Annotated in this window: 18 protein-coding genes and 1 other annotated feature; of the genes, 8 read left to right on the forward strand and 10 right to left on the reverse strand. The window is 50.0% G+C overall.

Annotation, left to right across the window (positions count from 1 at the left end; genetic code table 11):
• Positions 1-52 precede the first annotated feature (52 nt).
• Positions 53-277, reverse strand: coding sequence for a hypothetical protein (locus FFM82_RS04650; RefSeq protein ID WP_137644709.1), 225 nt, complete (start codon positions 275-277; stop codon positions 53-55).
• Between the two features lie 364 nt (positions 278-641).
• On the opposite strand from FFM82_RS04650, the gene FFM82_RS04655 reads away from it, so the two are divergent.
• The gene (locus FFM82_RS04655; RefSeq protein WP_137644784.1) at positions 642-1643 is read left to right on the forward strand and encodes an NAD(P)/FAD-dependent oxidoreductase; all 1002 of its coding nucleotides are present in this window, start codon (positions 642-644) and stop codon (positions 1641-1643) included.
• 106 nt (positions 1644-1749) lie between these two features.
• On the opposite strand, the gene FFM82_RS04660 is transcribed toward FFM82_RS04655, so the two are convergent.
• Together FFM82_RS04660 and FFM82_RS04665 are read right to left on the reverse strand one after the other, a co-directional pair.
• On the reverse strand, positions 1750-3546 hold the full coding sequence (locus FFM82_RS04660) for a glycerophosphodiester phosphodiesterase (protein ID WP_137644710.1): 1797 nt from the start codon (positions 3544-3546) through the stop codon (positions 1750-1752).
• Between the two features lie 203 nt (positions 3547-3749).
• Positions 3750-5912 carry an LTA synthase family protein gene (locus FFM82_RS04665; protein WP_137644711.1) on the reverse strand — a complete coding sequence of 721 codons (2163 nt, stop codon included), beginning with the start codon at positions 5910-5912 and terminating at the stop codon, positions 3750-3752.
• A gap of 155 nt (positions 5913-6067) precedes the next feature.
• Between FFM82_RS04665 and FFM82_RS04670 the strand changes: the two genes are divergently transcribed.
• Together FFM82_RS04670 and FFM82_RS04675 are read left to right on the forward strand one after the other, a co-directional pair.
• Positions 6068-6502, forward strand: coding sequence for a GNAT family N-acetyltransferase (locus FFM82_RS04670; RefSeq protein WP_137644712.1), 435 nt, complete (start codon positions 6068-6070; stop codon positions 6500-6502).
• A 515-nt stretch (positions 6503-7017) separates the two neighbouring features.
• Positions 7018-9093: a SpaA isopeptide-forming pilin-related protein gene (locus tag FFM82_RS04675; protein WP_137644713.1), complete on the forward strand. Its 2076-nt coding sequence runs from the start codon at positions 7018-7020 to the stop codon at positions 9091-9093.
• A 70-nt stretch (positions 9094-9163) separates the two neighbouring features.
• On the opposite strand, the gene FFM82_RS04680 is transcribed toward FFM82_RS04675, so the two are convergent.
• Positions 9164-11818 (reverse strand): MMPL family transporter, encoded by a 2655-nt coding sequence (locus tag FFM82_RS04680; protein WP_137644714.1) that lies wholly within the window; start codon positions 11816-11818, stop codon positions 9164-9166.
• Positions 11819-12005: 187 nt separating this feature from the next.
• Between FFM82_RS04680 and FFM82_RS04685 the strand changes: the two genes are divergently transcribed.
• Entirely contained in the window at positions 12006-12218 is a 213-nt protein-coding gene (locus tag FFM82_RS04685) for a hypothetical protein (RefSeq protein ID WP_137644715.1), read from the forward strand.
• Here the strand turns inward: FFM82_RS04685 and FFM82_RS04690 are convergent.
• On the reverse strand, positions 12215-13165 hold the full coding sequence (locus FFM82_RS04690; RefSeq protein ID WP_137644716.1) for a linear amide C-N hydrolase: 951 nt from the start codon (positions 13163-13165) through the stop codon (positions 12215-12217). The genes FFM82_RS04685 and FFM82_RS04690 overlap by 4 nt on opposite strands.
• Before the next feature lie 156 nt (positions 13166-13321).
• Here FFM82_RS04690 and FFM82_RS04695 point away from each other — a divergent pair, with 156 nt between their 5' ends.
• The 3 genes from FFM82_RS04695 to FFM82_RS04705 all read left to right on the forward strand — a co-directional run bounded on the left by FFM82_RS04695 (position 13322) and on the right by FFM82_RS04705 (position 15484).
• Positions 13322-14380: an aspartate-semialdehyde dehydrogenase gene (locus tag FFM82_RS04695; RefSeq protein WP_137644717.1), complete on the forward strand. Its 1059-nt coding sequence runs from the start codon at positions 13322-13324 to the stop codon at positions 14378-14380.
• 223 nt (positions 14381-14603) lie between these two features.
• Positions 14604-15038 carry a LytTR family DNA-binding domain-containing protein gene (locus tag FFM82_RS04700; RefSeq protein ID WP_137644718.1) on the forward strand — a complete coding sequence of 145 codons (435 nt, stop codon included), beginning with the start codon at positions 14604-14606 and terminating at the stop codon, positions 15036-15038.
• A complete protein-coding gene (locus FFM82_RS04705; protein WP_137644719.1) occupies positions 15035-15484 on the forward strand; it encodes a DUF3021 domain-containing protein in 450 nt (149 codons plus the stop codon). Before FFM82_RS04700 ends, FFM82_RS04705 begins: the two co-directional genes overlap by 4 nt.
• A gap of 433 nt (positions 15485-15917) precedes the next feature.
• Here FFM82_RS04705 and FFM82_RS04710 read toward each other — a convergent pair whose 3' ends face one another.
• The 5 genes from FFM82_RS04710 to FFM82_RS04730 all read right to left on the reverse strand — a co-directional run bounded on the left by FFM82_RS04710 (position 15918) and on the right by FFM82_RS04730 (position 20273).
• Positions 15918-16835 (reverse strand): NAD-dependent epimerase/dehydratase family protein, encoded by a 918-nt coding sequence (locus FFM82_RS04710; RefSeq protein ID WP_137644785.1) that lies wholly within the window; start codon positions 16833-16835, stop codon positions 15918-15920.
• Positions 16835-17515, reverse strand: coding sequence for a type 1 glutamine amidotransferase domain-containing protein (locus tag FFM82_RS04715; protein ID WP_137644720.1), 681 nt, complete (start codon positions 17513-17515; stop codon positions 16835-16837). The genes FFM82_RS04710 and FFM82_RS04715 overlap by 1 nt, the downstream gene beginning before the upstream one ends.
• Complete coding sequence (locus FFM82_RS04720; RefSeq protein ID WP_225425620.1) at positions 17512-17847, reverse strand: ArsR/SmtB family transcription factor; 336 nt, start codon at positions 17845-17847, stop codon at positions 17512-17514. The genes FFM82_RS04715 and FFM82_RS04720 overlap by 4 nt, the downstream gene beginning before the upstream one ends.
• A 264-nt stretch (positions 17848-18111) precedes the next feature.
• A complete protein-coding gene (locus tag FFM82_RS04725) occupies positions 18112-19020 on the reverse strand; it encodes a magnesium transporter CorA family protein (protein ID WP_137644722.1) in 909 nt (302 codons plus the stop codon).
• Between the two features lie 92 nt (positions 19021-19112).
• Positions 19113-20273, reverse strand: coding sequence for a VanZ family protein (locus tag FFM82_RS04730; protein ID WP_137644723.1), 1161 nt, complete (start codon positions 20271-20273; stop codon positions 19113-19115).
• Positions 20274-20456: 183 nt separating this feature from the next.
• Here FFM82_RS04730 and hisJ point away from each other — a divergent pair, with 183 nt between their 5' ends.
• Positions 20457-21293 carry a histidinol-phosphatase HisJ gene (hisJ, locus tag FFM82_RS04735; protein WP_137644724.1) on the forward strand — a complete coding sequence of 279 codons (837 nt, stop codon included), beginning with the start codon at positions 20457-20459 and terminating at the stop codon, positions 21291-21293.
• Positions 21294-21351: 58 nt separating this feature from the next.
• Positions 21352-21583: a binding site (T-box leader), on the forward strand.
• The last annotated feature ends 37 nt before the right edge of the window (positions 21584-21620 follow it).

Below are 21620 nucleotides of genomic sequence, written 5' to 3' on the forward strand. Positions count from 1 at the left end.
TCCAAGTAATGGGAATTGGCAACTTTCGTCGTGCGTAGTGGGGGTTGCAACGTTAGCCATTGTGGGACCGACTGAGCACCACCGTCCGCCGAGTGCGGAGGACGTGTTGCTGACGCCGACTAAGGACAACGGTGTGCTGTTGGCGCAAGACTTGACGTTTTTGATCGGATTGCGCTAAATCACTAGCGGCAACCTGATTGTGACGCACATGCGCGTAGGCAGACTGGGCGAACCGTTGTGCTTGCCGACTAAGAATCGGTTTTGACTGACGCGTCATGGTTATCACCGTCTTTTTTGAGGAAATCGTTCAGGTAAGGGCGACCGGGAATTGGGCACTCCCGCTTGAACAATGTTAACGGTACCACGTTAGCCGTGAGCGGTCGTGGGGAATGAATTGTTTGTCAGGATGGCGAACGTCAGCACTGCTGGCAAAAATAGAACTAATATAAAAATAATTATTTAGAGGCTGAATAGGCTTTAAATGGCGAAGTGGATTGAGTTGTTTAATCAGTTCTGTCAAGTTTAATAATGATTATTAAACGATTGATATTGGCGGAGCTTAGCTGGGAACGTTTTTGCAAATCTGCACGCAATCCACTAAAATTAAGCCAAGTTATCAACAAGAAGAAAGTAGTGAAACGATGAGTTCAGAATACGATTTAACAATTATTGGTGGTGGCCCGGTCGGCATGTTTGCGGCGTTTTACGCCGGCATGCGTAACGCACGGGTCCAGTTATTAGAAAGCTTACCGACATTGGGTGGCCAGGTTCAAGCGATGTACCCGGAAAAAATGATCCACGACATTGCCGGTTATTCCGCTATTAAGGGAAGTGACCTGGTTAAGCAGCTGGAAAAGCAGATGGGTGAATTTCCAATCGACGTTTCGTTAAGCAGTGCGGTCACTAACGTCAGTGGTCAAATGGGTGATTTTACGGTGACAACGGCTCAGGGCGCGACGTCGCACACAAAGGCGATTATTATTGCGACCGGGAGCGGCGCGTTTGAACCCCGCCGGTTGGCGGTTGAAAACGCCGCTGACTTCGAAGGTCGGCAGCTATTTTATCACATTCCCAGCCTCGAGCAGTTTAAGGATCAAACGGTCCTGGTTGCGGGTGGTGGTGATTCGGCGATCGACATGGCGCTAATGTTGGAACCGGTCGCAAAGCAGGTCTACATCATGCACCGTCGTAACCGATTCCGCGGTATGGAACACAGCGTTGATTTGTTGAAAGCGTCGACGGTCACCATTAAAACGCCGTACCTCATCAAGGCGCTGGCACCAACGGCGGATGGTCAACTGGGATTAACGATGAAGGAAGTGCGCGGGACGGCTGAAGAACAGCTCGCGGTCGATGCCTTGATCGTGAACTACGGTTTCATTGCGGATAATAAGGTGATTCGTGGCTGGGACGTTGCCCCGACGATGAGCAATCAGTGCTTTGCCGTTGATACCGAAATGAATACCGACGTTGCCGGCATTACGGCCATCGGTGATACGGTTACCTATCCGGGGAAACTGGGACTGATTGCCAGTGGCTTTGGGGAAGCCCCGAACGCGGTCAACCAGCTAATGATGCGCTTGTACCCAGAACGGCGCAGTCCGTTGCATAGTACCACTTTGTTTGAAAAAAACGGCCGTTAAGCGGAGCCAACTGACTTTAGGCGCACGTTTTGGCTATCAATATTCGGAGAAACACAAAAGGCTGTGACTAATGTCACAGCCTTTTGTGTTCATGCGGGCAACTTGGTTAAGTGTCACTCCCAGTCAGGCTTAATTCGTTCATGAACGTCAGGAGCAGCTTGGCATAACTCGGCTGGTCGGTATTGGTCCGGGCCTCGTTCTGCATCTCGTGCAAATTATCGGTGATCACGGCCGTCACGCCCATGAACATCATTCGGTCCATCTGATCAGTGTCGTCGATGTCCCACGCGTAAACCGCCTTGTTCAAGCGGTCGGCGCGGTCCACGAACTGTTCGTTGAGGGTCGTGACTTCCATGGTATAACCGTTAGCGTTCGTGTGTGGGAACGTCAAGTTGTAAGGCATGATGTAACTCACGAACTGGCGGTCATCGTGGCGACGAATGTCCCGCATCACCTGGTAGCTTAGGGATTGAATCTGGGCGTGTTGCTTAAGTAACTGGTCGCCGTAACGGTCTAAAAAGCGTTGGGTATCGGCGCGGGTATACCCGCCACTGGTTTTGATTTCCACCAGCAGCTTCTGGTGGGACCGTTTAGCCGCGGCTAGGTAGTCGTCAAAGCTCGGAATTTTTGCTTGGTAGCCGTTTTCGCGCACCGTTAGTTTTTGAAGCTGTTTCAACGTTAGCTGGTAAGGCTTTTGCGGTCGGCCGGCTAGCGTTTTTAAGGACGTATCGTGGAACACCACGAACTGGTGATCCTTGGTGACCTGGACGTCCATTTCAACGTAGTCGGGCCGTTCCTTCGCCGTTTTAACCAGCGCCGGAATCGTGTTTTGCACGCCGTTTTCGTCGTCGACCCCGCGGTGGGAAATAATCAGTGGCGAGCTGATGGCTAAACCGTTCAAGTAAATCAAATTAAAAATAACGAGCAGCCCGCTAACCAAGACCATGCCGAGCGTGACGCTCACGCGGGTCCAGCGCCGCAGTTGGCGCCCTTCGTTATAGTGTGCGGGTCGCTGGTTTACGATGGAAAAGTCCTGCTGGTAGTAAGCAAAAATCAGCATCATGAAGACCGCCGTCGTGTAGCAAATGACGACTTCCGACAAGATTTCCATTAAGAAAAGGTTGACGGTGGCGGCCGCGATGGCGACACCGGTCTGGTCCCACGCCAACTGCGCAACGTAAATAACGCCGTAACTAAGCGAGACCGTCAGCCCGGTCATCAATAGAATCACTAGGATGAACCAGAGGTCACGTAACACGTGGTGGCGGGTTTGCTGCCAACTGATTTTAACGGCCTTACGCCAGTGGTGGTGGTCCAAAATCATCAGTGGTAACAGGTTAATTAGCCGAATCCCGAGGTAGCCAACGATTAAGTAGAAGGCCGCTAGGAGTACCGTCAACCACGGCTTGTCCAGAAGAAAGCTTACGATAAAGGCCGGAATCTTCGCTTTATTTAGTAACGGAGTGGTAAAAATCATGCTCCCGAACGGTAAAATTACGATGAAGTAGCCAACGAAGAAAATGAAAGTTCGAAGCGACGTATCGTGCAAACTTTGCACCGTTTGTTTGAGAACTTGGCGAATCGTCTGCGGTCGGCCGTGGAAGATGTTACGCACGCCGAGCAACAAGAAGGCGAATTGCCAATAAATCAGGACAATAACGGCAAAGAGTAGCGCCACCATCCCGACCACCGCCAGCGGATGGTGCACCAGAATTGCGGCGGCGTTAGTGTAGGAAACGTAACTAATACCTTGCCACTTCAATAATAATTCAAGTGCCCAAGAAAAAATGGGAATGGCTAGGTAGCTGATCACCAAGTTGGTCCCAAAAATTAACGCCACGTAACTGCCCCAGTTGCGGCAAAACCGGCGGGTCGCTGCCCACCAAAATCGCCATGCACCCATCGGCGACACCCCCTAAATAGTCTAAATTACTTAACGTTAAGTTTATCACGAATAACCGCTGAGTAACGGCCAATTCGCTAGAAAATACGTGTTTGCCAAAAACTGGCTGTTTTTTGGCAAACGTTTCGACGCTGATTGTTCGGCGACGAAAAAAGGGGCTGCGACATTAGTCACAGCCCCTTCCTACGATTCGTCAAGCTGGGCTACTTACTGCTGCTCGAAGCCGACGTCGACGTCGTGTTATTGTCATTATCGTCCGGGTTGGTAATCTTGATCCGGGTCGAATCGGTCTTTTGGTGGGTATCTTCCGGTGCATCGGTCTTGTAGAGCGACGCGGTTGATTTATCGCCGTTCTTCGAGTACAGGCTGGTCAAATCCCCCTTGAGCCGTTTTTGTAAATCAATTTCTTTTTGCAGGGCGTCGGCGTAATTATACTTCGAGGCGTCGACGGCCTTAAAGCCCTTCGGTGTGTAGAAACGCAGGAGGTTCTTGGAGTTGAGCGAATCGGATAGGCTCAGCTCCTTGTTAACCTTCTTTTGCAGTTTATCGATCTTCTTCTGCAACGCGCCGGTCATTTCAACTTCCTGACCGGTTTCGTTACTGTACACCGTGTCCTTTAAAACGGTGTACTTGGGAGTCACGAAGTCGCGGTTCCGAAATGCCACGGTCTGGTCGTGTTGACTAGAGAAGAGGTCGGTCCCGAACTGAATGTAACGTTTGCTAGAAATCCCGAGGAGGTGGAGTAACGTCGGTAAGACGTCAATTTCACCACCATAGGTCGAGGAAATCTTACCACCGGTCGTCCCCGGAAGGTTGACCATGAATGGCACCCGTTGTAGTTGGGCGGTATCGAAATCGGTCCAGTCTTCAGCGGTGCGTCCCAGAATCGGGGCTAAGGTGATGTTTTCGCCGTTCGATAGACCATAGTGGTCACCGTAGAGGACGATCATCGAGTTTTTCAACAAGCCCGATTTGTCTAGGTAGCTATAAAATTCCTTGATCGACTGGTCCAGGTAGTGGGCGGTCTGGAAATAACCGTTGATGGCCGAATCACTGGTCTCGGTCGTCTTAAAGTCGGTATCTTCCTTATCCATGTTGAACGGGAAGTGGTTCGTCACGGTGATGTACTTGACGTAAAACGGTTGTTGAAGCCGTTCCAAGTAGTCGACCGAGTGCTTGAAGAGTAACTTATCCTTCAAACCGTAACCGGTCGACTTATCACCGGAAGTATCAAAGTAACTGGCATCGAAGAAGTATTGGTAGCCCATGTTCTTATAGGTATTGTTCCGGTTCCAAAAGCTGGCGACGTTACCGTGGAAAACCGCGGATGAGTAGTGACCACGCTGGTTTAAAATCGCGGGGGCCGCTTGGAAAGTGTTATCCGATCCCAGCTGCGAGAACAATGAACCGGTTGACAGACCGTAAGTACTGGTTTCCAGCATGTTTTCGGCGTCACTGGTCTTTCCTTGGCCGACTTGGTGGAAGAAGTTCTTGAACGCGTAGGTCGAATTACTGTGGTACAGCTTGTTCAAGAACGGGGTAACTTCCTTACCGTTGATTTTTTTATCAATTAGGAACTGTTGGAAACTTTCCAAGTGGATCACAATCACGTTGCGGCCCTTCGCAATGCCGTACATTTTGCTATCGGGGCTGGCGTAATGCGCCTTGGTAAAGTCCTGGACGGTGTCCAATTCTGACTTTTTCGCACTGGCCCGTTGGTGGTTAGTTTGTTCGTCCTTGATACCGTCATAGACGGTGAACGCGTCTAACCCGAGGTACTTGACGATGTAGTTACGGTCAAAAGCGCGGGTCAATAATTGCGGCCGGTTAGCTTCAGCGAGTGTTAGATTTAGACCGAAGCCGGCGAGCGCTACTGACGTATAGGCAAAGGCCGTGCGCTTGGCAAGTGGCCGGTCGTCGTGCTTGATTTTATGGAAAATAAACAGGGCGAGCACGATAATTAAGTCGATCCAGTAAATAAAATCGTACCAATTAGTTAATGCCAGCGACGAACCGGTCAGCCCCTGGTTAACCTTGGAGTAGCCGGTCATGGTGCTGACGGTCATGAAATCGGTAAATTCGCGGTGATAAATCACGTTAGCGTATAATAAAACGGTGTTCAGTGCGTCAATTAGGAGTAAGATGTAATAAAAATAACCGGTCTTACGGATGTAAAAGGCGAGGCTGAACAGGAATACGGTCGTGGCGACCGGGTTGACGAGTAGCAGAAAAACTTGCAAGATATCCGAAACGCCTAAACTAAATTCTGTGAAGTAGGCGAACAAGGTTTTGGCCCAAAATAAAATGACGAGCAGCCAGAAAAAACCAATTCGCGTATCGAGGTGTTGACGGAGTTTGGTAAGCATTGGTAAAGACCTCATTTGCGACATATTTGACAATCTTTTGAATTGTCGTCATCAAATCATTTTAACATAAGATTGTCAGCCGTAATCGCTAACATTTTTAAGAATGGGTTAAAGCGCGCAAAAGCCGCGGTTACCTTGGGATGGGAATGAGTTAATTGGAAATTAAAAAAAGTAATCAGAGCAGTTCGGCCGTTTACGCCGACGCTATCAAAATTCGTCAGGCAGTCTTCATCGGTGAACAGGGCATCGCGCCCGCCGATGAATTGGACACCGTGACAAGTGCGACGTGGCATTACGTGGCCTATGATGAGCAGCAACGACCGGTCGCAACTGCCCGGATGACCCCCGAATCGGCGCAAACGCTGCACGTTCAGCGGGTGGCAACGTTAAAAGCCGCACGCGGTCTCGGCTACGCCCGCAAGTTGTTGCGTCAAATGAGCGTTGATGGCCGGCAACGGGGGTATCAGCGGCTGGTACTCGGCGCCCAGGTTACCGCCCAATCGTTTTATCAGCAGTTAGGTTTTGAAGCCATTGGTGCGGTTTTTATGGAAGCCGGGTTGCGACACCAGCAGATGCAATTAGCCCTTTAATGGGGAGACGAAGCTGTGACAAGGGTTATGGCTCGATTCCTACGATCAATCAAGCCCAAATCGTGGCAGCTTTCGGCCTTGCCGGTTGGGCATGACTTTCACCATGACTAACAGACATTTATCGGTTTTATTCATGCTAAACACCACTACGGCCTTATCCTGTTTGGGATAGGGCCTTTTTTACCGGTAATTGGCATTAAGTCTACGATTGTTGAAATGTGTGCCAAAAAGTCCGGCGACTCCGTTTAAACTTAGTCCCATAACTAGGCCCGAGATTATTCGCCATACGCTGTTAGTGAGCACCAACTACCTGGTTTAGCGCACACGTTATTTGTTAACCGGCGAATTTGTTCGCTAAATTTCCGTTTAAAGCTTTTCAGTATACGCCTGATATTAGTTGGATTTAAAGTTTAAGTAGTTAGAACGGATTGTTGGGCTGAATAACTTACGGATGAACGGATTCGTTTTAACGGCAAGGTTTGGTTTAAGTATCAAAGAATGGGGGGATTACTATTATGCGAAGAAAATTGTTTGCGAGCTTGCTCAGTCTGCTAACAGTTTTGACGATGGGGTTACTATTAACTTCCGTGGCTAAGGCGGATGAAATTCCCACGCTGGGTTTGACCAGCGGGGATGCCGCGGTGACGGATCAAAATGGTAACGTTGTCAATGATACCACGACGATGAGCAAGTGGGAAAGTTACACGGTCAAGTATAACTGGTCGATTCGCGATGGCCAACCAATCGCGGCTGGCGACACGGCAACGGTTCAATTACCGACAGGCGCGGTGGCACCAAACGATTTATCAATCGGCTTAAAGGATAACAATGGTCAGGTCGTTGGGACCTTCACCATTAAGGCCGGACAGTCGGCCGGAACGATTACCTTTAACGACGTTTTATCACAAACCGGGACGAACCGGATCGGGACCCTACAGTTTTATGCGAAGGGGACCAGTGATACGGAAGTTCATTTTAACTGGACCATTAACAAGATTGGTTGGATCGGTAGTTACGATGCCAACGGCTTACCGGACCGTCTAACTTGGAACGTTGCCTTTAACCCGACTGGTCAAGCGCTCGGAACGGTGGTGGTCACCGATACGTTGGGACCGAACCAGACGTTTATTCCTGGCACCATTTCAGCACAAACCGGTCACTACGATGAGGCCGGTAACTTTGTTGGCAGTGGCAGTATCACACCGACCGTTCAGGTTAGCGGCAGTCAAATCACGTTTACCTTTAGTAACGTGACGACGGCCGTTAACATGACCTACGGAGCTAAGCTTGCGAACGTCACGGAAGGCGCTAATAATTGGTCGAATACCGCGGCGATGAACGGTGATTCGGTCAGCGGTAACGTCAGCTACGGTGGTGACGGGACCGGGAATGGTGATAACCAACTCGGGAGCGTTACGTTGACGAAGACCGATGCCGAAAGTGGTGCTAAGTTGAGTGGCGCGGAATACAAGTTAGTCGATGCGACTGGTACGGTCATCCGCACCAGTTTGACTACCGATGAATACGGCCAACTTAGCGTTAACGGGTTGCAGGCCGGAGACTATCAACTGGTTGAAACTAAAGCACCGGAAGGCTATCAACTGGATACCACACCAGTGCCGTTTACGATCGACGCCCAAAACATCACGACCCCGGTACTGGTTTCACAAACCAACCATAAGTTGGCGCCCGTCACGACGGGTTCAGTGGTACTATCCAAGACCGATGCCAAGACCGGCGAAGCGTTGGCCGGTGCCACCTTTGATTTGCAAGATGCTAACGGCAACGTGTTGATGAGTGACCTGACTACTGATGCGAACGGGAAAATCACGCTGAACGACTTACAAGCCGGCGATTACCAGTTCGTGGAAGTGAAGGCACCAACTGATTATCAATTGAATAAGACTCCGATTAAGTTCACGATTACGGCTGGTCAAACGGCGCCGATTGTGGTCAGCGCCACGAACCAACCGATTGAAGCTGACGAAACACCGGGTGAACCAACGCCAGGTGAACCGACACCGGGCGAACCAACGCCGGGCGAACCAACGCCGGGCGAACCGACACCAGGTGAACCAACGCCGGGCGAACCGACACCAGGTGAACCAACGCCAGGTGAACCGACACCGGGCGAACCAACGCCAGGTGAACCAACACCGGGCGAACCAACGCCAGGTGAACCAACACCAGGTGAACCAACACCAGGCGAACCAACACCGGGTGAACCAACGCCAGGCGAACCGACACCAGGTGAACCGACACCGGGTGAACCAACGCCGGGTGCTAACGGTGACACCAGCACGTCGCAACCGGGCACTGGTAGCACCGGTACTCCCACGACGGGTTCAACAGCTGGTCAGTCACCAGCAACGACTGGTAGCCAATCGGGTGCGGACACTGCCGCAACCGCGGGGTCAGCAACCGGGACAACTGGTGGTACCAATCGTCCGCAGGGAGCACCGTCAACTGGAACAACGTTACCACAGACGAACGAATTAGAAGACCGGCCAGAGCTGGTTACGATTGGCTTAGCCGTCTTAGTCGTATTATTTGGAATTGGCTTGATTGATTACCGCCGGCGTCAAGATTGACGTTGGTTAGTTAAGAAAGGTGCCGTTGACTCGCAATTTTACGAGTCAACGGCACCTTTTTGGGTTGGGATTATTTTTTTAAGGGGTGCAACGACCACTTGGGCGGCCGGACCCGCCAAGTTAAACTGGCGGGGAATAGCAGTGGGACGGTTAAGTTGGTTAGCAGTAACCCCGCGCTGGCCATCAGCGCCCACGCGTAGCCGCTAGTATCGCCGGTTACGGCGAGTGGTAGTAAGTAAGCTAGCGCGAGCAGCGTGGGTGGCCAAATGGTTTGCCCACCCCGATAAAATTTAGCGAGGAGCGTGCGGGTGGTTGCTGCGCCGTGGAGCTGGTGGCGAATGACCGGAACGGTTGCAATTAACCAATGCCCACCGATCACCGCGGCACCCCACACGAAGGTCGTGCTGGCTAAAGTACCACTGTGGGCCCAGTTGACCATGACGAGTTGGGTTAGCCCCCAGCTACTGATTGTTACGGCCGCTAAACCTCCCGTGACGAGTAGGGCGGCGGTAAGCGACCGCATGATCAACCAGAACCCTAGGGTCAGTAAGCCTAAGACTAGCAAACACCAAACAGTGGCGTGCCTGCTGATCAGTGCGTGGTGGCGCTGTTGTTGGTTAACCACGCCACTGACTTGCAAGCTAGCGTGACTAAGTGCGGTTGCGCTAAAGCTGTCCTTGGTGACCCGTCGAATCGTTTGCATCGTTTTCAAACTTTGCGGGTCGTTTGGACCAGTTGCTAGCGTGATGGTCAGTCGAGTGCTGTGCTGACTGCTGCTAACGTTAGTAAATAAGCTACTTTGGTAACGTTGGTTTTTCTGACCGTTAGCGGGGAGGTAGAAACTATCACCGATTTGGCTGTTGGCCAAGCCGGTTAAATAGCTTTGCGTGACTTTCAAACTTGCTAGGACGGTGGCTAACGACTGACGGGACTTTTTCAGCGAGCGGTTGACTTGGCGGACCCGTTTAGAGACGTGTTTGGCCTGTTCGGCAACCGTTGTTTGGCGATCAACCAGGTCGTTTAGCCCGCTCATTAAATCGTCGGTAGTCTGGTCAAGTGCGCTAAACTGCTGGTTGATTCGGCCAACGTGGTGGCGGACGGTGCTGGGTTCGGCTAGTGTCGTGTTCAGGGCGCTCAGTTGGGTCAACAACTGGTCGTTAGTGTCGGCAACCTGGTTCAGGCTGTCGGAAAGCCGGTCGACCGCTTCGGTGTGGGCGGTGATCTTAGCCTGATCGAGGTGTTGCCGGTCGGTAGCGAGCGCTTTTTGTAAGTTGGTTACGGTTGTTTGTTTACCGACTAGGTCTGCGTTGATCAAGTTGACTTGTTGCTTGACGTAAAAGGTGTTCAGGCGGTGACCAGTTGGCTGCGTGACCGAAACGACCCGGTCAACGTTGGGCAAAACCTGGAGCTTGGTCGTCAGTGTATCGATAGCCTGCAGCGACTTTTGTTCGGTGAGCGGCTGCGCGGTGTGCAAAGTCAACGTAACCGGGTTCGCGGCGCCGGCGCCAAAGTGGGCGGTCAGCAGTTGTTGTCCGTACTCGGCGTTACTTAACGGCCCGCTGGGTTGTAATTGAGTATCATCATAAGTGGGACGGGCCAGTAATAGGCCGGGCAAAACCAGTAGGCCGGCTAAAACGCAGCCCCAAAATGGCCGCCAGTGACCAAACCGGCTTAGTTGACCCCAAGTGTTTTTGGGACGGGCGGTCCACAGTTGGGTTCCCGGCCAAAAGGTGACGTCACCGAGTAAACTGGTTAAAACGAAATTTAGGGTTGGGGTCGCTAAGCCGGTCATCAGGATGGCCACGCCGAGTGCCCACCCACTGGCTAGTAGTGGGGATGAGGTCCAGCTGAGGACGATTAAAACGAGAACCAGTGGCACCGTGATTACCGGCCAGCGGTGGTATTGGCGTTGTAAACTGACCAAACTAGCGGCGACGTTGTCGTCTTTTTCAACGGTTTGTTGCCAATAGTCGCGCATGTATGACCAGGTTAAGAAACTGGTACCGGCGAGTGTGATCCAGCCGATTAAGGTCAGGGCGGTGACGTCGATCGGCAATTGCCAAGCTTGTTGCGCGTTAATCACTAGGCTGGTGGTAATCAAGGTCACCACGGCTTGAATGGTGAGGTTGATGAGCGGGACCGCCAGTGAGCGAAAAATCAGCCCCAAAACGAGCAGTAACGCGGCGGTTCCGATGAGAAAACTGCTAATAACCGCTTCGCGGTGCCGTTGTTGGTGGTCGCTGACTACCAATTGTGGGCTGGTGACAGCGGTATTAACGCCGGCATCGGCCATGGCGTTATTTAATTCGTTGGCGATAATCGGTAAGTCGGCGGTCTTACTTTTGACCGCGGCAATCGCGAGTTCGGTCGAACCGTCCGCGGCGGACAGCAGGTCGCGGTCGTTGGCCAGTAGGGTGGTTGTCCGTAGTTGACGAATGCCGTACTGGTCAGCCTGAGAACGGATGGTGGCGAGCGTATCGGTAATCCGCATTTTTTGGCTGGCAGTCAACTTACCGCTAGGATTATTGAAGACCAAGGTTAACTGCTTCGTGCCGTCCAACCCGTGCTCCCAGCGGTAAGTTTGTGAGCTGGTTTGGCTAGAATTAGCGGCCGTCGATTGGCGGGTCAGCCACTGAGAGACGTTTGGTAAAGCGGCGATACTGGCGACAACCATAATGATCCAAAATAATAGAAAATAAAACTTTGGTTTTAAGACTTTTCGCATGGTGATAAACTCCTGATTTTGATTGCAATTATTAGCATTATCTTACCATACAATTTCGGGTCTTTTACGGTTCAGAGGAGCAGAAAAGTCAATCTCAGCTTTTTGCTAACGGGTATGTTAAACTACGACGTTAGTTAAATTAATGATGGAATCGTTTCCATTAATACTCAAAAAAGGGGGCATCTCGATGGATTATTCAGCATTACTCGGACCGGACCGCTATGACTTGGCCGTCGCCCTGGCAGCTCAGTACCACTTAGACCCGAGCCAGGTCTTATTCGGGTACTTACAAGTCGTTAGTCAGGTGAGTGGCACCGACCAGCAAGCGGATCTCAAGGACCCGCATGTGGTTCAGCAAATCAACACCAATTTTGAGCATTTCTTGAAGCGGCGCCATTAAACGACCGGATAAATCACCGGCTGTTGCCAATTGGTTGCCATCGTGGCGGTTAACTGGATTGTCCGTGGTGCCGAGGCTTGGCGGGCGATGAACGTGTAGGCGCGTTGACGCAGGTCGATGACGGCGCGGTAGTGGGTGTAGTTATGGCTTAGCTGTTCATGGTCAGGCTGGTAGGGGAGTTGGACGCCCGCCAGCCAGGCTAACAAGGTTGGTACAACGGTTGCCGGTGATAATTGGGGTTGTCCCAAGCGTTGCAGGGCCATGTGAATAAAACGGCGCGTCGGCACCGGACCGCTGGGTAACGGTCGGCTCGCCGCAATCCAGGTTCGGGCGGCGGCAGCCGTTTCACTTGAGAAGGACGATCCGGGCACGTTCAAAAATTGATTGAGGTTGGCGATATGGGTTGCCAAAATCGGGGTGTTGGTCAGCACGCCGACCGGATTGGGTTGTGCTTGTAAAACGGCGGTCGTCGGCTCGACCACGATGCTGGCGCCACTTTGATCACTGATTAGCCAGTGAAACGGGTAGACTTGGTCGGCATCACCCCAATTTGCGGCGATAATCCGAACCCGCTGCAGGTCGGCAATCACCGCGGCGACGTCGGTATGTTCACCGAGCACCCAGTTGATAAAGCCCTGCGGTGTTAAGTTGATGGCTCCGGCCACCGGTTGCGCTTGATAATTAACGGCGTGGGGTAAGTAGAGTTCGGCACAGCTTAAACCAGCTTCGTTAATACCATCGGCCATCAGACAACTATCGAAGTTGACGGGTAGGCGGCCACCACCTAAAATGGCGTAACGCGTCTGGCGGGTCGTGTCTAGACCGGTCGGCCAAGCGTAATGGCGGGGCAAAAAAATCGGCCGCCACGGGGTGGTCGTCGGAAAGTCCATGGTGCGCGCAAAGTAGGGCTGGTTAGCGGTGTCGGTGTAAGTTAGACTAGTACACATTGGTAGGCCTCCTGTCTTTATCGTTAGTATACCGCAGGTGGTTGGCGGACTGTTAAGTGACGGTAACAATGTTTAAATTAATTACCTCATTGTTTTCTAATTTTTAAAATCGTGCTATAATTATGTTTCAATAACTATCAAAGCGAGGTCTTCATAGTGAGTGGATATAACGTCGCGATCGTCGGTGCAACCGGTGCAGTCGGTGCCCGGATGATCAAAATGGTGGAACAAACGAGTTTGCCGGTTAATTCGGTTAAGCTGTTAGCATCAAGTCGTTCAGCAGGGAAACAGTTACAATATAACGGTCAACCGATGACCGTTGAAGAAACGGTTCCCGAATCATTTGAAGGAATTGATCTGGCACTCTTCTCAGCGGGGGGTTCCGTATCGAAAAAATTTGCACCGGAAGCGGTCAAGCGGGGTGCGGTAGTTGTTGACAACACCAGTGCTTTCCGGATGGAACCGGACATTCCGTTAGTCGTACCGGAAGTTAATCCGGAAGCCCTAAAGAACCATCACGGCATCGTGGCAAACCCCAACTGTTCAACGATTCAGATGGTGGTTGCCTTGGAACCGATCCGGAAAGCCTTCGGGTTGAAGCGGGTCATCGTGTCAACTTACCAAGCCGTTAGTGGTGCCGGTAACCGGGCTTTAAAGGAACTGCGGGACGAAACCCAAGCCTACTTAGATGGCAAGGAAATGGACGCCCACATTTTACCAACGGCCGGGGATAAGAAACACTACCCAATTGCCTTCAACGCGTTACCACAAATCGACGTGTTCGAGGAAGATGGCTACACCCACGAAGAGTGGAAGATGATTCATGAAACTAAGAAAATTATGTTAAACGACATGGATAGCAAGGATATCAAGGTAACCGCAACCTGTGTGCGGATTCCGGTACCAGTTGCGCATTCAGAATCGATTTACTTTGAAGTTGAAGATCCGAAGGCCACCGTTAAGGGCATTCAAGACGTTATCGCTAAGGCGCCTGGGTTGGTCTTACAAGATGACCCGGATCACCAAATTTATCCACAAGCGCACAACGCTGAAGGGTCACGCGATACGTTCGTTGGCCGGATTCGTCCGGACCAAGAAACGCCGCAAGCTTTCCAGATGTGGGATGTTTCGGATAACATGCTGAAGGGTGCCGCTTGGAACTCGGTTCAGATTGCTGAAACGATGCACAAGATGGGCTTACTACACATGCAATAAACCTTAATGAATGTTGTTAGGGTCTAAAAGGCACCGACTAGGTTACTTAGTCGGTGCTTTTTTGCAGGCTAATTAAGCGAAGACGCGTAGCTGCTGGCTGATTGCAAGACCGCTGAACGCGCTATTAGTACCGCTAACGAGTTGAAAGTGACCACTGCCCAGCTACGTACCAGGTCGGGCGGTGAAGCGTGGTAATATTTATCGTGAAAGGAGGTCTGAAACGATGAAAGTGGATTTGCACATTGATTCCAAGTTAGACGTTGAACGGGCTGACTTTTGGTTACGCCAAATGACGACGCGCATGACAGCCATTATTGCGCAGTTAAACCAGGAACAAGAAGCGTTGTGGTGCTATCAGGATGATCAAGTAAAACCCGTTGCTTACCGCGATATCATCGTGCTTAGAACCGTTGGCAGTCAGATTCAGATTACCACGGCTGATAATCGCTATTACTACAGTGCGCGCATGGCCAAGTTGGCGGCGCAACTTCCCGCTCAGTTTATTGAGTCGGCGCGCGGGACGATGATTAATTATCAAAAAATCGATCACCTTGAATTATTGGGAAACGGGAAAATCGATGTCTTAATGGTCAACCAAGAACGGGTTCAAATGGCACGGCGTAAAATAAAAAATTTGAAGGAGAAATTAGGCCTATGAAAAGAATCGTAAAAAAAGCTGTTTATGGGGTACAAACGGGCGTCGTTTTAGGCTTAGTGATATCATTGATTTTTAATTATTTAGCGGGAGCTAAGCGCTATTATCCTTCGTCACCGCAATTTTCAACACGTTTTGCCACGTCGCTAGACGCCGTCTTAGTATCGGTTATTTTGTGGGCGGTGATGGGGTTAGTCTTTAGCTTGGGGGCGGTCATTTTTGGCGTCGAAGATTGGTCACTCTTCAAACGGACCGTCGTCAACTTTTTCATCTACTACCTAGGATTTACCCCGTTAGCCATTCTTGCCGGCTGGTTTCCGGTCACACCAGCGTATTTAATCTCGTTTACGGTGATCTTTATGATTATTTACGTCTTGATGTGGGTAATCAACGTTGCCATTGTCCGTCATCAGATTGACAAGATTAATCGGCGACTTAAGCGGGGCTAACGCTGGTGAGTTAAGGAAAGGCCGGACCCAACAAATAGCGTGTTGCGGCTCGGAATCAACTAGTTTTGCTTGTATCAGTCACGTCTAAGTAATCAACGTTGACATAAATAAGTTTTAAAAGACGTTTACTGAGCGAACTGCTTAATTTTTTGTTTAGCACGGTAATTTAGTTTAGAATGCCAAGCTACTGTCATAATCCGCTGAATCGTCGGATAAGTCCGCTTGATAAGCTAAAAGGAAACTAAAGACTATCGGATACTAGCAATCAATCCAGTCTGATAGTGAGCCAACATAAAATAGTATTGTTTTTAGCAGTTGTCACTAAACGGCCGCTGCCCATTTGAATCAGGATGAGAGCAGTTGGTGAAGATTCTTGGGACACTTTTTTGAAGATGTTTGTCACTATACTTATCATCGTCATTAGAACTGAAAGCTATTGCGCAAGAATTGATCGAATTCCCTGCGCCAACGTTGTGGTTTTAAAGTTAGGAAAACGGTGGTTAAACTTAGCGGCGCTAAAATAATTATCAAATCGGTAACGGGGCAGCAACTCGTTTAATTCGCGTACTGGCTGGCTGAAGTGGCTCCCCAACTTAAATACGCTCATGGGAATGACCGTGGCTTTGACGGCTTTACCCCGTATTTGGCTGGTTAGCCGCAATAGTTCTTGATACGAAAGGCTTTGGTCGACGGGCAGGTGCCAAGTTTGTCCGTAACAGTCGGGCGTGTTGCCAATTAAGACCATCGCACGACTGGCATCCGGTGTCCAAATGAGGGTACGTTTCTTTCTCCGGCTAACCGGGATTTTCGCACGTTGACCATTGCGAATGGCTTTGAAAAAAAGTGTGTTTGTAATACTTTTGGTGGATAAGGGGCCGTAGAATTCAGGTGCCCGGCAGATTACGGCGGTAATTCGGTTTGCGGCCATTTCTCTGAGTAGCATGGTTGCCATGTTCGCCCGCACTGTTGACTTACGGCCTACAGGTTCAAACGGCGTTTTTTCCGTTTGCATTGCGGCAGTTTTTGGATACATGTAGGTATTATCAAAGAAGACGAGTTTGGCGTGGTGCGCTTTACAAGCCTGAATAACGTTTGCCATCATGGTCGGAAATTGGTTTTCCCACATTTGGCTGTTCATCGGCAGTCCTAACGTGAAGTAGACGATGTCACTGCCAGCAATGGCGGCATCAGTTGCTTCGTGATCAAGCATGTTCGCTGCGATTACTTCGTCTCCGGGATTGATTTGAGTGGGGTGGCGGCTGACTAACCGAATTTTATCCGTATAGTGTCGCCGTAGTTCTAAGGCCAATTCGTGGCCGATTGGGCCGTTACTACCAAGAATCGTTTGCATCATTTTGAGACCTCCGTAATGAACTTTTGCGCGACCGAACGGACTGAAAAGGGGTTCTGACCAGTGATCAGGTGACCATCCTGAACGGTGTAGTCCTTATAAAACCGCTTTTTTTGAAAATTAGCACCGTGGTCAGTCGCAACGTCCTGGTTTAGAAACGGGACCACCTTCTTTTTGCCCGCCAAAATTTCTTCGGCGGTGGTAAAGTCGGTAATGGTTTTACCCTTAATCACGTAATCACCCTGAGTATTTTTTAAATTCAGGAGTCCGGCAATTCCGTGGCAAACGGAAAGAAGGTAACCACCGTGAGCGTAAATGGCGCTGGCAATGGCTTGAATTTCCGGGTTATCGGGGAAGTCCCACATTACCCCATGACCGCCCGTATAGTAGATTGCCGAGTAAGTCGTTGGGTCGATCGTGCCGGGAGCTAAGGTGTTTTTAAGCCCCCGTTCAATGAAATCGCGATCCCGATAGATGCCCATAATTGCGGCATCGGTATACTTCATGCTGCGCGGATCAAGTGGTACAAACCCGCCTTTGGGACTCACGTAATCCACAGCAATACCGGCTCGCTGCATTTCATCAACAAATTCAGCACTTTCGCCTAGCCATAATCCGGTCGGGTCGGTGGTACCCTGATAATTTTGAACGTTGGTTTCGACAATTAAGACTTTAATCATTTGCGGGGACTCCGTTTCATAATTTCTTTTGCTTCGGTCAGAAAAGCCAGTAACTTATCAATTTCAGTGGTTACGTGTGTCAGGTAGTAAAAGTTTTTGGTTCCTTCGCGGTGATAGCTCACAATATGGGCGTCCTTTAATACTTTTAAGTGGTGTGAGACGGCGGGGCGTGATAGCCTAGTCGCGTCCATAAGTTGGCTGACTTGCAACCCGGTACAATCGGCGTTTTCTAAAAGCTTGATGATGATGGCTTGGCGCTTATCGTCACCGAGGGCAATTAAAAAATCACTGATGTCGGTTAAATTTTTTTGTAGTTCAGTATAATCTGACAAATGAATTCCTCCAAACATTGGTTTAATGGTTTAAACAATTAAACTATCGTGCCGGATAATTGTCAATTAAAAGGTTTCTTAGCGTGGGTTAGCACACGAAGTAGGCAATCAGTAACCGACGTTAACGCTGGCAATATGTAAAAAAGACTAGCACGGTAAAACTTGGATTAGTTTTACCGTGCTAGTCTTTAATTCGAGTATCAGTGGTGAAAAGATTAGTTGTAAACCGCCTTGCTCCTGTTTTGCTGGTCCCGGGCCTTTTGATCATTTTCGAAATGAATTCCGGCGTAACAGCCATAGGGTCAGGGCACAGAACCCAATGGCGATCACAATCGTGATTTCCCAGCCAAACGGACTTTTCATGAACGGTAAGTCAACGTTTTGGCCGAAGAACCCGAAAACGATGTTCGGCATCGTGAGGACGATTGAAAAGATGGTCAGCAGCCACATCGTGTTGTTCAAGCTGTTATCCAGAATGTTCGAGTAGGCGTTGGACACCCGCCCGATAATGTCGGAAGCAATGTTGGCCATTTCCAACCCCTGTTGGGCTTCGACGATGATGTCATCCAGCCGTTCCTTCTGGGCGGTTGAGAACTTAACCGGTGCAAAGCGCTTTAGCGATTGTAACAAGTCGTTATTACTTTTTAACGAGGTCAAAAAGTAAACCAGCGTCGTTTCGAGGTCCATCAGTTGTAAAATGACGGAGCGTTGAATTTGGCGCTTCATTTTGAGCTGAATGTTTTGGCGTTCCTTATTGATCTTGTTAATGGCGGAAAAGTACTGGCGCGATAATTTATAGAGGACGTTAAAAATGTAGTCGAACGGGTGGAGCACCTTTTCCCAGTCGGCGTCGATCTCGTCGGCCAGCATGTCCTCGACAAACATCGTGTTATCGGTGGTAAAGGTGATCAGGGTGTGGTCGATCATCATAAAACTGACCTGGGCCGTGTAAGTCCCCTCGGCTTTACTATTCGTGACCACGTCAAAAATAATGGTCGTAATGGCGCTCTTGGCATCGTACTCTAAGCGCCCCCGTTCGTGTTGGTCGGTGGCGTAGCCGAGCATTTCGTCGGTGACCTGTTCGTCATTGACCAGTTGGTTGTAATCATTATCAGTATAGTTGTTAACCGCGACCCACCGGAAATCGTCGCTTAAATCTTGTACTTTTATCATAGTTTTAACTTCCAAAAATTTGATTTACCTTCAATTTAACACGACTAACCAGTTAGCGTAAAGGTAGATTTCAATAATCAGGCGATTCGAGGTCAAGCGACCCGGGTGGCACTCAGTCGTTCACACCATAAGTGATGCTCACGATTAAATAAGGCTAATAACAGGTCGTAACTGATCAGTAATAGCAGCAGTGAAACGACGACCAGGTAAATGTCTAGCCGGTTCAGTGCCGCGCTCGGCATGTCTCCCAAGCGGTTAAATAGCCATAGGTCGAGAAAGAGCAGCGGTAGGCTGACTAAATACAGGCCACCGTAGTGAATGAGTAGCTGAATTAAGTTGGCCCGCTGGCCGCTGGTGGCGGTGACCCGGCTGTTAAACAGCCAACCGCCCAGCGTTTTGCCGGTCAAGAAAGCGGAAAGTAAGAAGAAAATCAGGATGTCGGCCACGTATAGCCAGCGAAAGTCGTGCGGTAACTGCCAACCAAAGTGTTTGACTAAAACGAAGTAGCCGGTGTCGAACGCCGCAATCAACAGCCAATCGGTGAGGAGGGCGAAAATCCGCCGCCAGTTGATCGGGTGGTGGTCCGCCCGCAAGACGGTTGAGTTATCACGTTCCTTGATACTTTTAGGGATAAAGAGTAAGCACCAGGCACCAACGATGCCGCCGAGCGTGTTGGTGAGCAGGTCGTCGACGTCGAACATTCGGTAGGCCCGCGGGTAGTAGCCGTAAAGCCCGGTTAATTGGGTCGTTTCAAAAAATAATGAGCCGGCGAAACTGGTCAGGGTGATCAACCACAGTGGCCAGTGGTGGCGCCATTTTAAGTAAGCGCCAATCGGCATAAATAGTAGCACGTTGAAGAACGGCTGGAAGAAGCTGGACGCCTTGAATGCGTTGAGCCAAGTACTAGTGTCGTGGAGTTCGAACGGGGTGGCACTAACGAATTGGGTTAGGAAGTAAAACGGGCGTAGGTTGTATTCTGCGGACGTTAAGGTTGCCACGGATGTGCGCGTGGGCAACGGTAAAATGATTAGTAAGTAAGCGGCGGCGAGGTACCAAATAAATGTGTAGGTTGCGATTAAATTTTGTTGCGTCAAGGTTTTACGCAGTCGCAATTGACTGGCTAGGACGATAATTGCAAAAAATAACGTGGCTAGCGGTAAAACTAAGATTAAGATGTGGGCGGGTTCTAGTAGCGCGCTGACAACGTTACTGGATTGCGCTAAGTGATAAAGTTTGGTAATGATGTCGACCATGGACAGTCCCCCGTTTCCGAAAAGCGACAATTAATAAACCTAGCATAGCGGATAAATGCGGATTAAGTTAGTATTTTGGCCACTAAATTAGTGAAATGTTAATGAATCGGCGACTGGGTGCGCTTGCAGCCGGTGTCAGAATATGGTTGAATAGTCCTAAAACATTAAAGGAGCATGAGAAAAATGTTAGTAGACGGCCATACCCACACGGAACTTTGTCCCCACGGTAGCGGTGAAGCCACCGCCAAGATGATTGAGCGGGCGATTCAGCTTGGCTTCAAGCGGTACTGCATTACCGAACACGCCCCGTTACCACCGGCCTTTAAGGCGCAGTATGCCGGTAGCCCGGCCGGCTTTACGGAAGCGTCGTTGCGTTTAGACCAAGTTGACGAGTATTTAGAATTAGCCCACCAACTGCAACGGGATTACGCTGACCAAATCGAGGTCTCGGTCGGCTTTGAAGTGGATTTCTTACCGGATTACGTTGACTGGACCCGGGCCTTTTTGGACGAGTACGGTCCGCAAACTCAGGAAAGTATTTTGTCGGTCCACTTCATGGTCGGTGCGACCGGGAAGACTTGGCCAATCGACATGTCGCCAGCCGATTTTAAGGCCGGCTTTGGGCAGTGGTTAGCGGCGCCCCAGCGGCTGTTTCAGCAGTATTACCAAACCGTATTGGCGTCGGTTCAAGCCGACCTCGGTAACTACGCGCCGCAGCGGATCGGCCACATGAGCTTAGTGCGTAAGTATCAAGACTACTTTGGCATTACCGAACCACTTGCGGCGTCCAACCTCGCCTTGGTTGACCAAATTTTAGCACTAATCAAGGCACAGAACCGGCAACTTGATCTCAATTTAGCTGGTTTGTTCAAACCATTTTGTAATGATTTTTATCCCGGCGCGCAGATTTTAACGCGGGCCCAAAAGCTTGATATTCCGCTGGTTTATGGCTCGGATGCTCACGATATTGCCAGCGTCGGTCACGGTTTTCACCTAATAAAAAAATTAATTAATGGTTGACAGCCGTGATTTTAGTGCCTATAATGAGCATTAAATTAAACAACTAATCAAATTTTAATAAACGGTTGTGATTAGAAAAAGTAATTAACCATTCCTCATCCAGAGAGTCCGGGTAGCTGAGAACCGGGCAGACATGGTTAACGAACCCACATCTATGAACTGCTAGGGTGAACCCGTACTATTAGCCCCAGCCGAATTGGTTTCGTTATCCAAGTTGACTTGATCAACATGAGGTCGGTAGTGTGAACTACCGACGAAATAAGGTGGAACCACGTGGAAACGTCCTTTTAGCAAATTGCTAAAGGGACGTTTTTTTATATCATAATC

The organism is Lactiplantibacillus plajomi (assembly GCF_005405405.1).
GTDB classification, from domain to species: Bacteria; Bacillota; Bacilli; order Lactobacillales; family Lactobacillaceae; genus Lactiplantibacillus; species Lactiplantibacillus plajomi.

Bases quoted from the DNA above. Each gene is read 5' to 3' on its own strand.
- FFM82_RS04650 (WP_137644709.1), bottom strand. From the start codon at position 277: ATGACGCGTCAGTCAAAACCGATTCTTAGTCGGCAAGCACAACGGTTC.
- FFM82_RS04655 (WP_137644784.1), top strand. From the start codon at position 642: ATGAGTTCAGAATACGATTTAACAATTATTGGTGGTGGCCCGGTCGGC.
- FFM82_RS04660 (WP_137644710.1), bottom strand. From the start codon at position 3,546: ATGGGTGCATGGCGATTTTGGTGGGCAGCGACCCGCCGGTTTTGCCGC.
- FFM82_RS04665 (WP_137644711.1), bottom strand. From the start codon at position 5,912: ATGCTTACCAAACTCCGTCAACACCTCGATACGCGAATTGGTTTTTTC.
- FFM82_RS04675 (WP_137644713.1), top strand. From the start codon at position 7,018: ATGCGAAGAAAATTGTTTGCGAGCTTGCTCAGTCTGCTAACAGTTTTG.
- FFM82_RS04680 (WP_137644714.1), bottom strand. From the start codon at position 11,818: ATGCGAAAAGTCTTAAAACCAAAGTTTTATTTTCTATTATTTTGGATC.
- FFM82_RS04685 (WP_137644715.1), top strand. From the start codon at position 12,006: ATGGATTATTCAGCATTACTCGGACCGGACCGCTATGACTTGGCCGTC.
- FFM82_RS04690 (WP_137644716.1), bottom strand. From the start codon at position 13,165: ATGTGTACTAGTCTAACTTACACCGACACCGCTAACCAGCCCTACTTT.
- FFM82_RS04700 (WP_137644718.1), top strand. From the start codon at position 14,604: ATGAAAGTGGATTTGCACATTGATTCCAAGTTAGACGTTGAACGGGCT.
- FFM82_RS04705 (WP_137644719.1), top strand. From the start codon at position 15,035: ATGAAAAGAATCGTAAAAAAAGCTGTTTATGGGGTACAAACGGGCGTC.
- FFM82_RS04710 (WP_137644785.1), bottom strand. From the start codon at position 16,835: ATGCAAACGATTCTTGGTAGTAACGGCCCAATCGGCCACGAATTGGCC.
- FFM82_RS04715 (WP_137644720.1), bottom strand. From the start codon at position 17,515: ATGATTAAAGTCTTAATTGTCGAAACCAACGTTCAAAATTATCAGGGT.
- FFM82_RS04725 (WP_137644722.1), bottom strand. From the start codon at position 19,020: ATGATAAAAGTACAAGATTTAAGCGACGATTTCCGGTGGGTCGCGGTT.
- FFM82_RS04730 (WP_137644723.1), bottom strand. From the start codon at position 20,273: ATGGTCGACATCATTACCAAACTTTATCACTTAGCGCAATCCAGTAAC.
- hisJ (WP_137644724.1), top strand. From the start codon at position 20,457: ATGTTAGTAGACGGCCATACCCACACGGAACTTTGTCCCCACGGTAGC.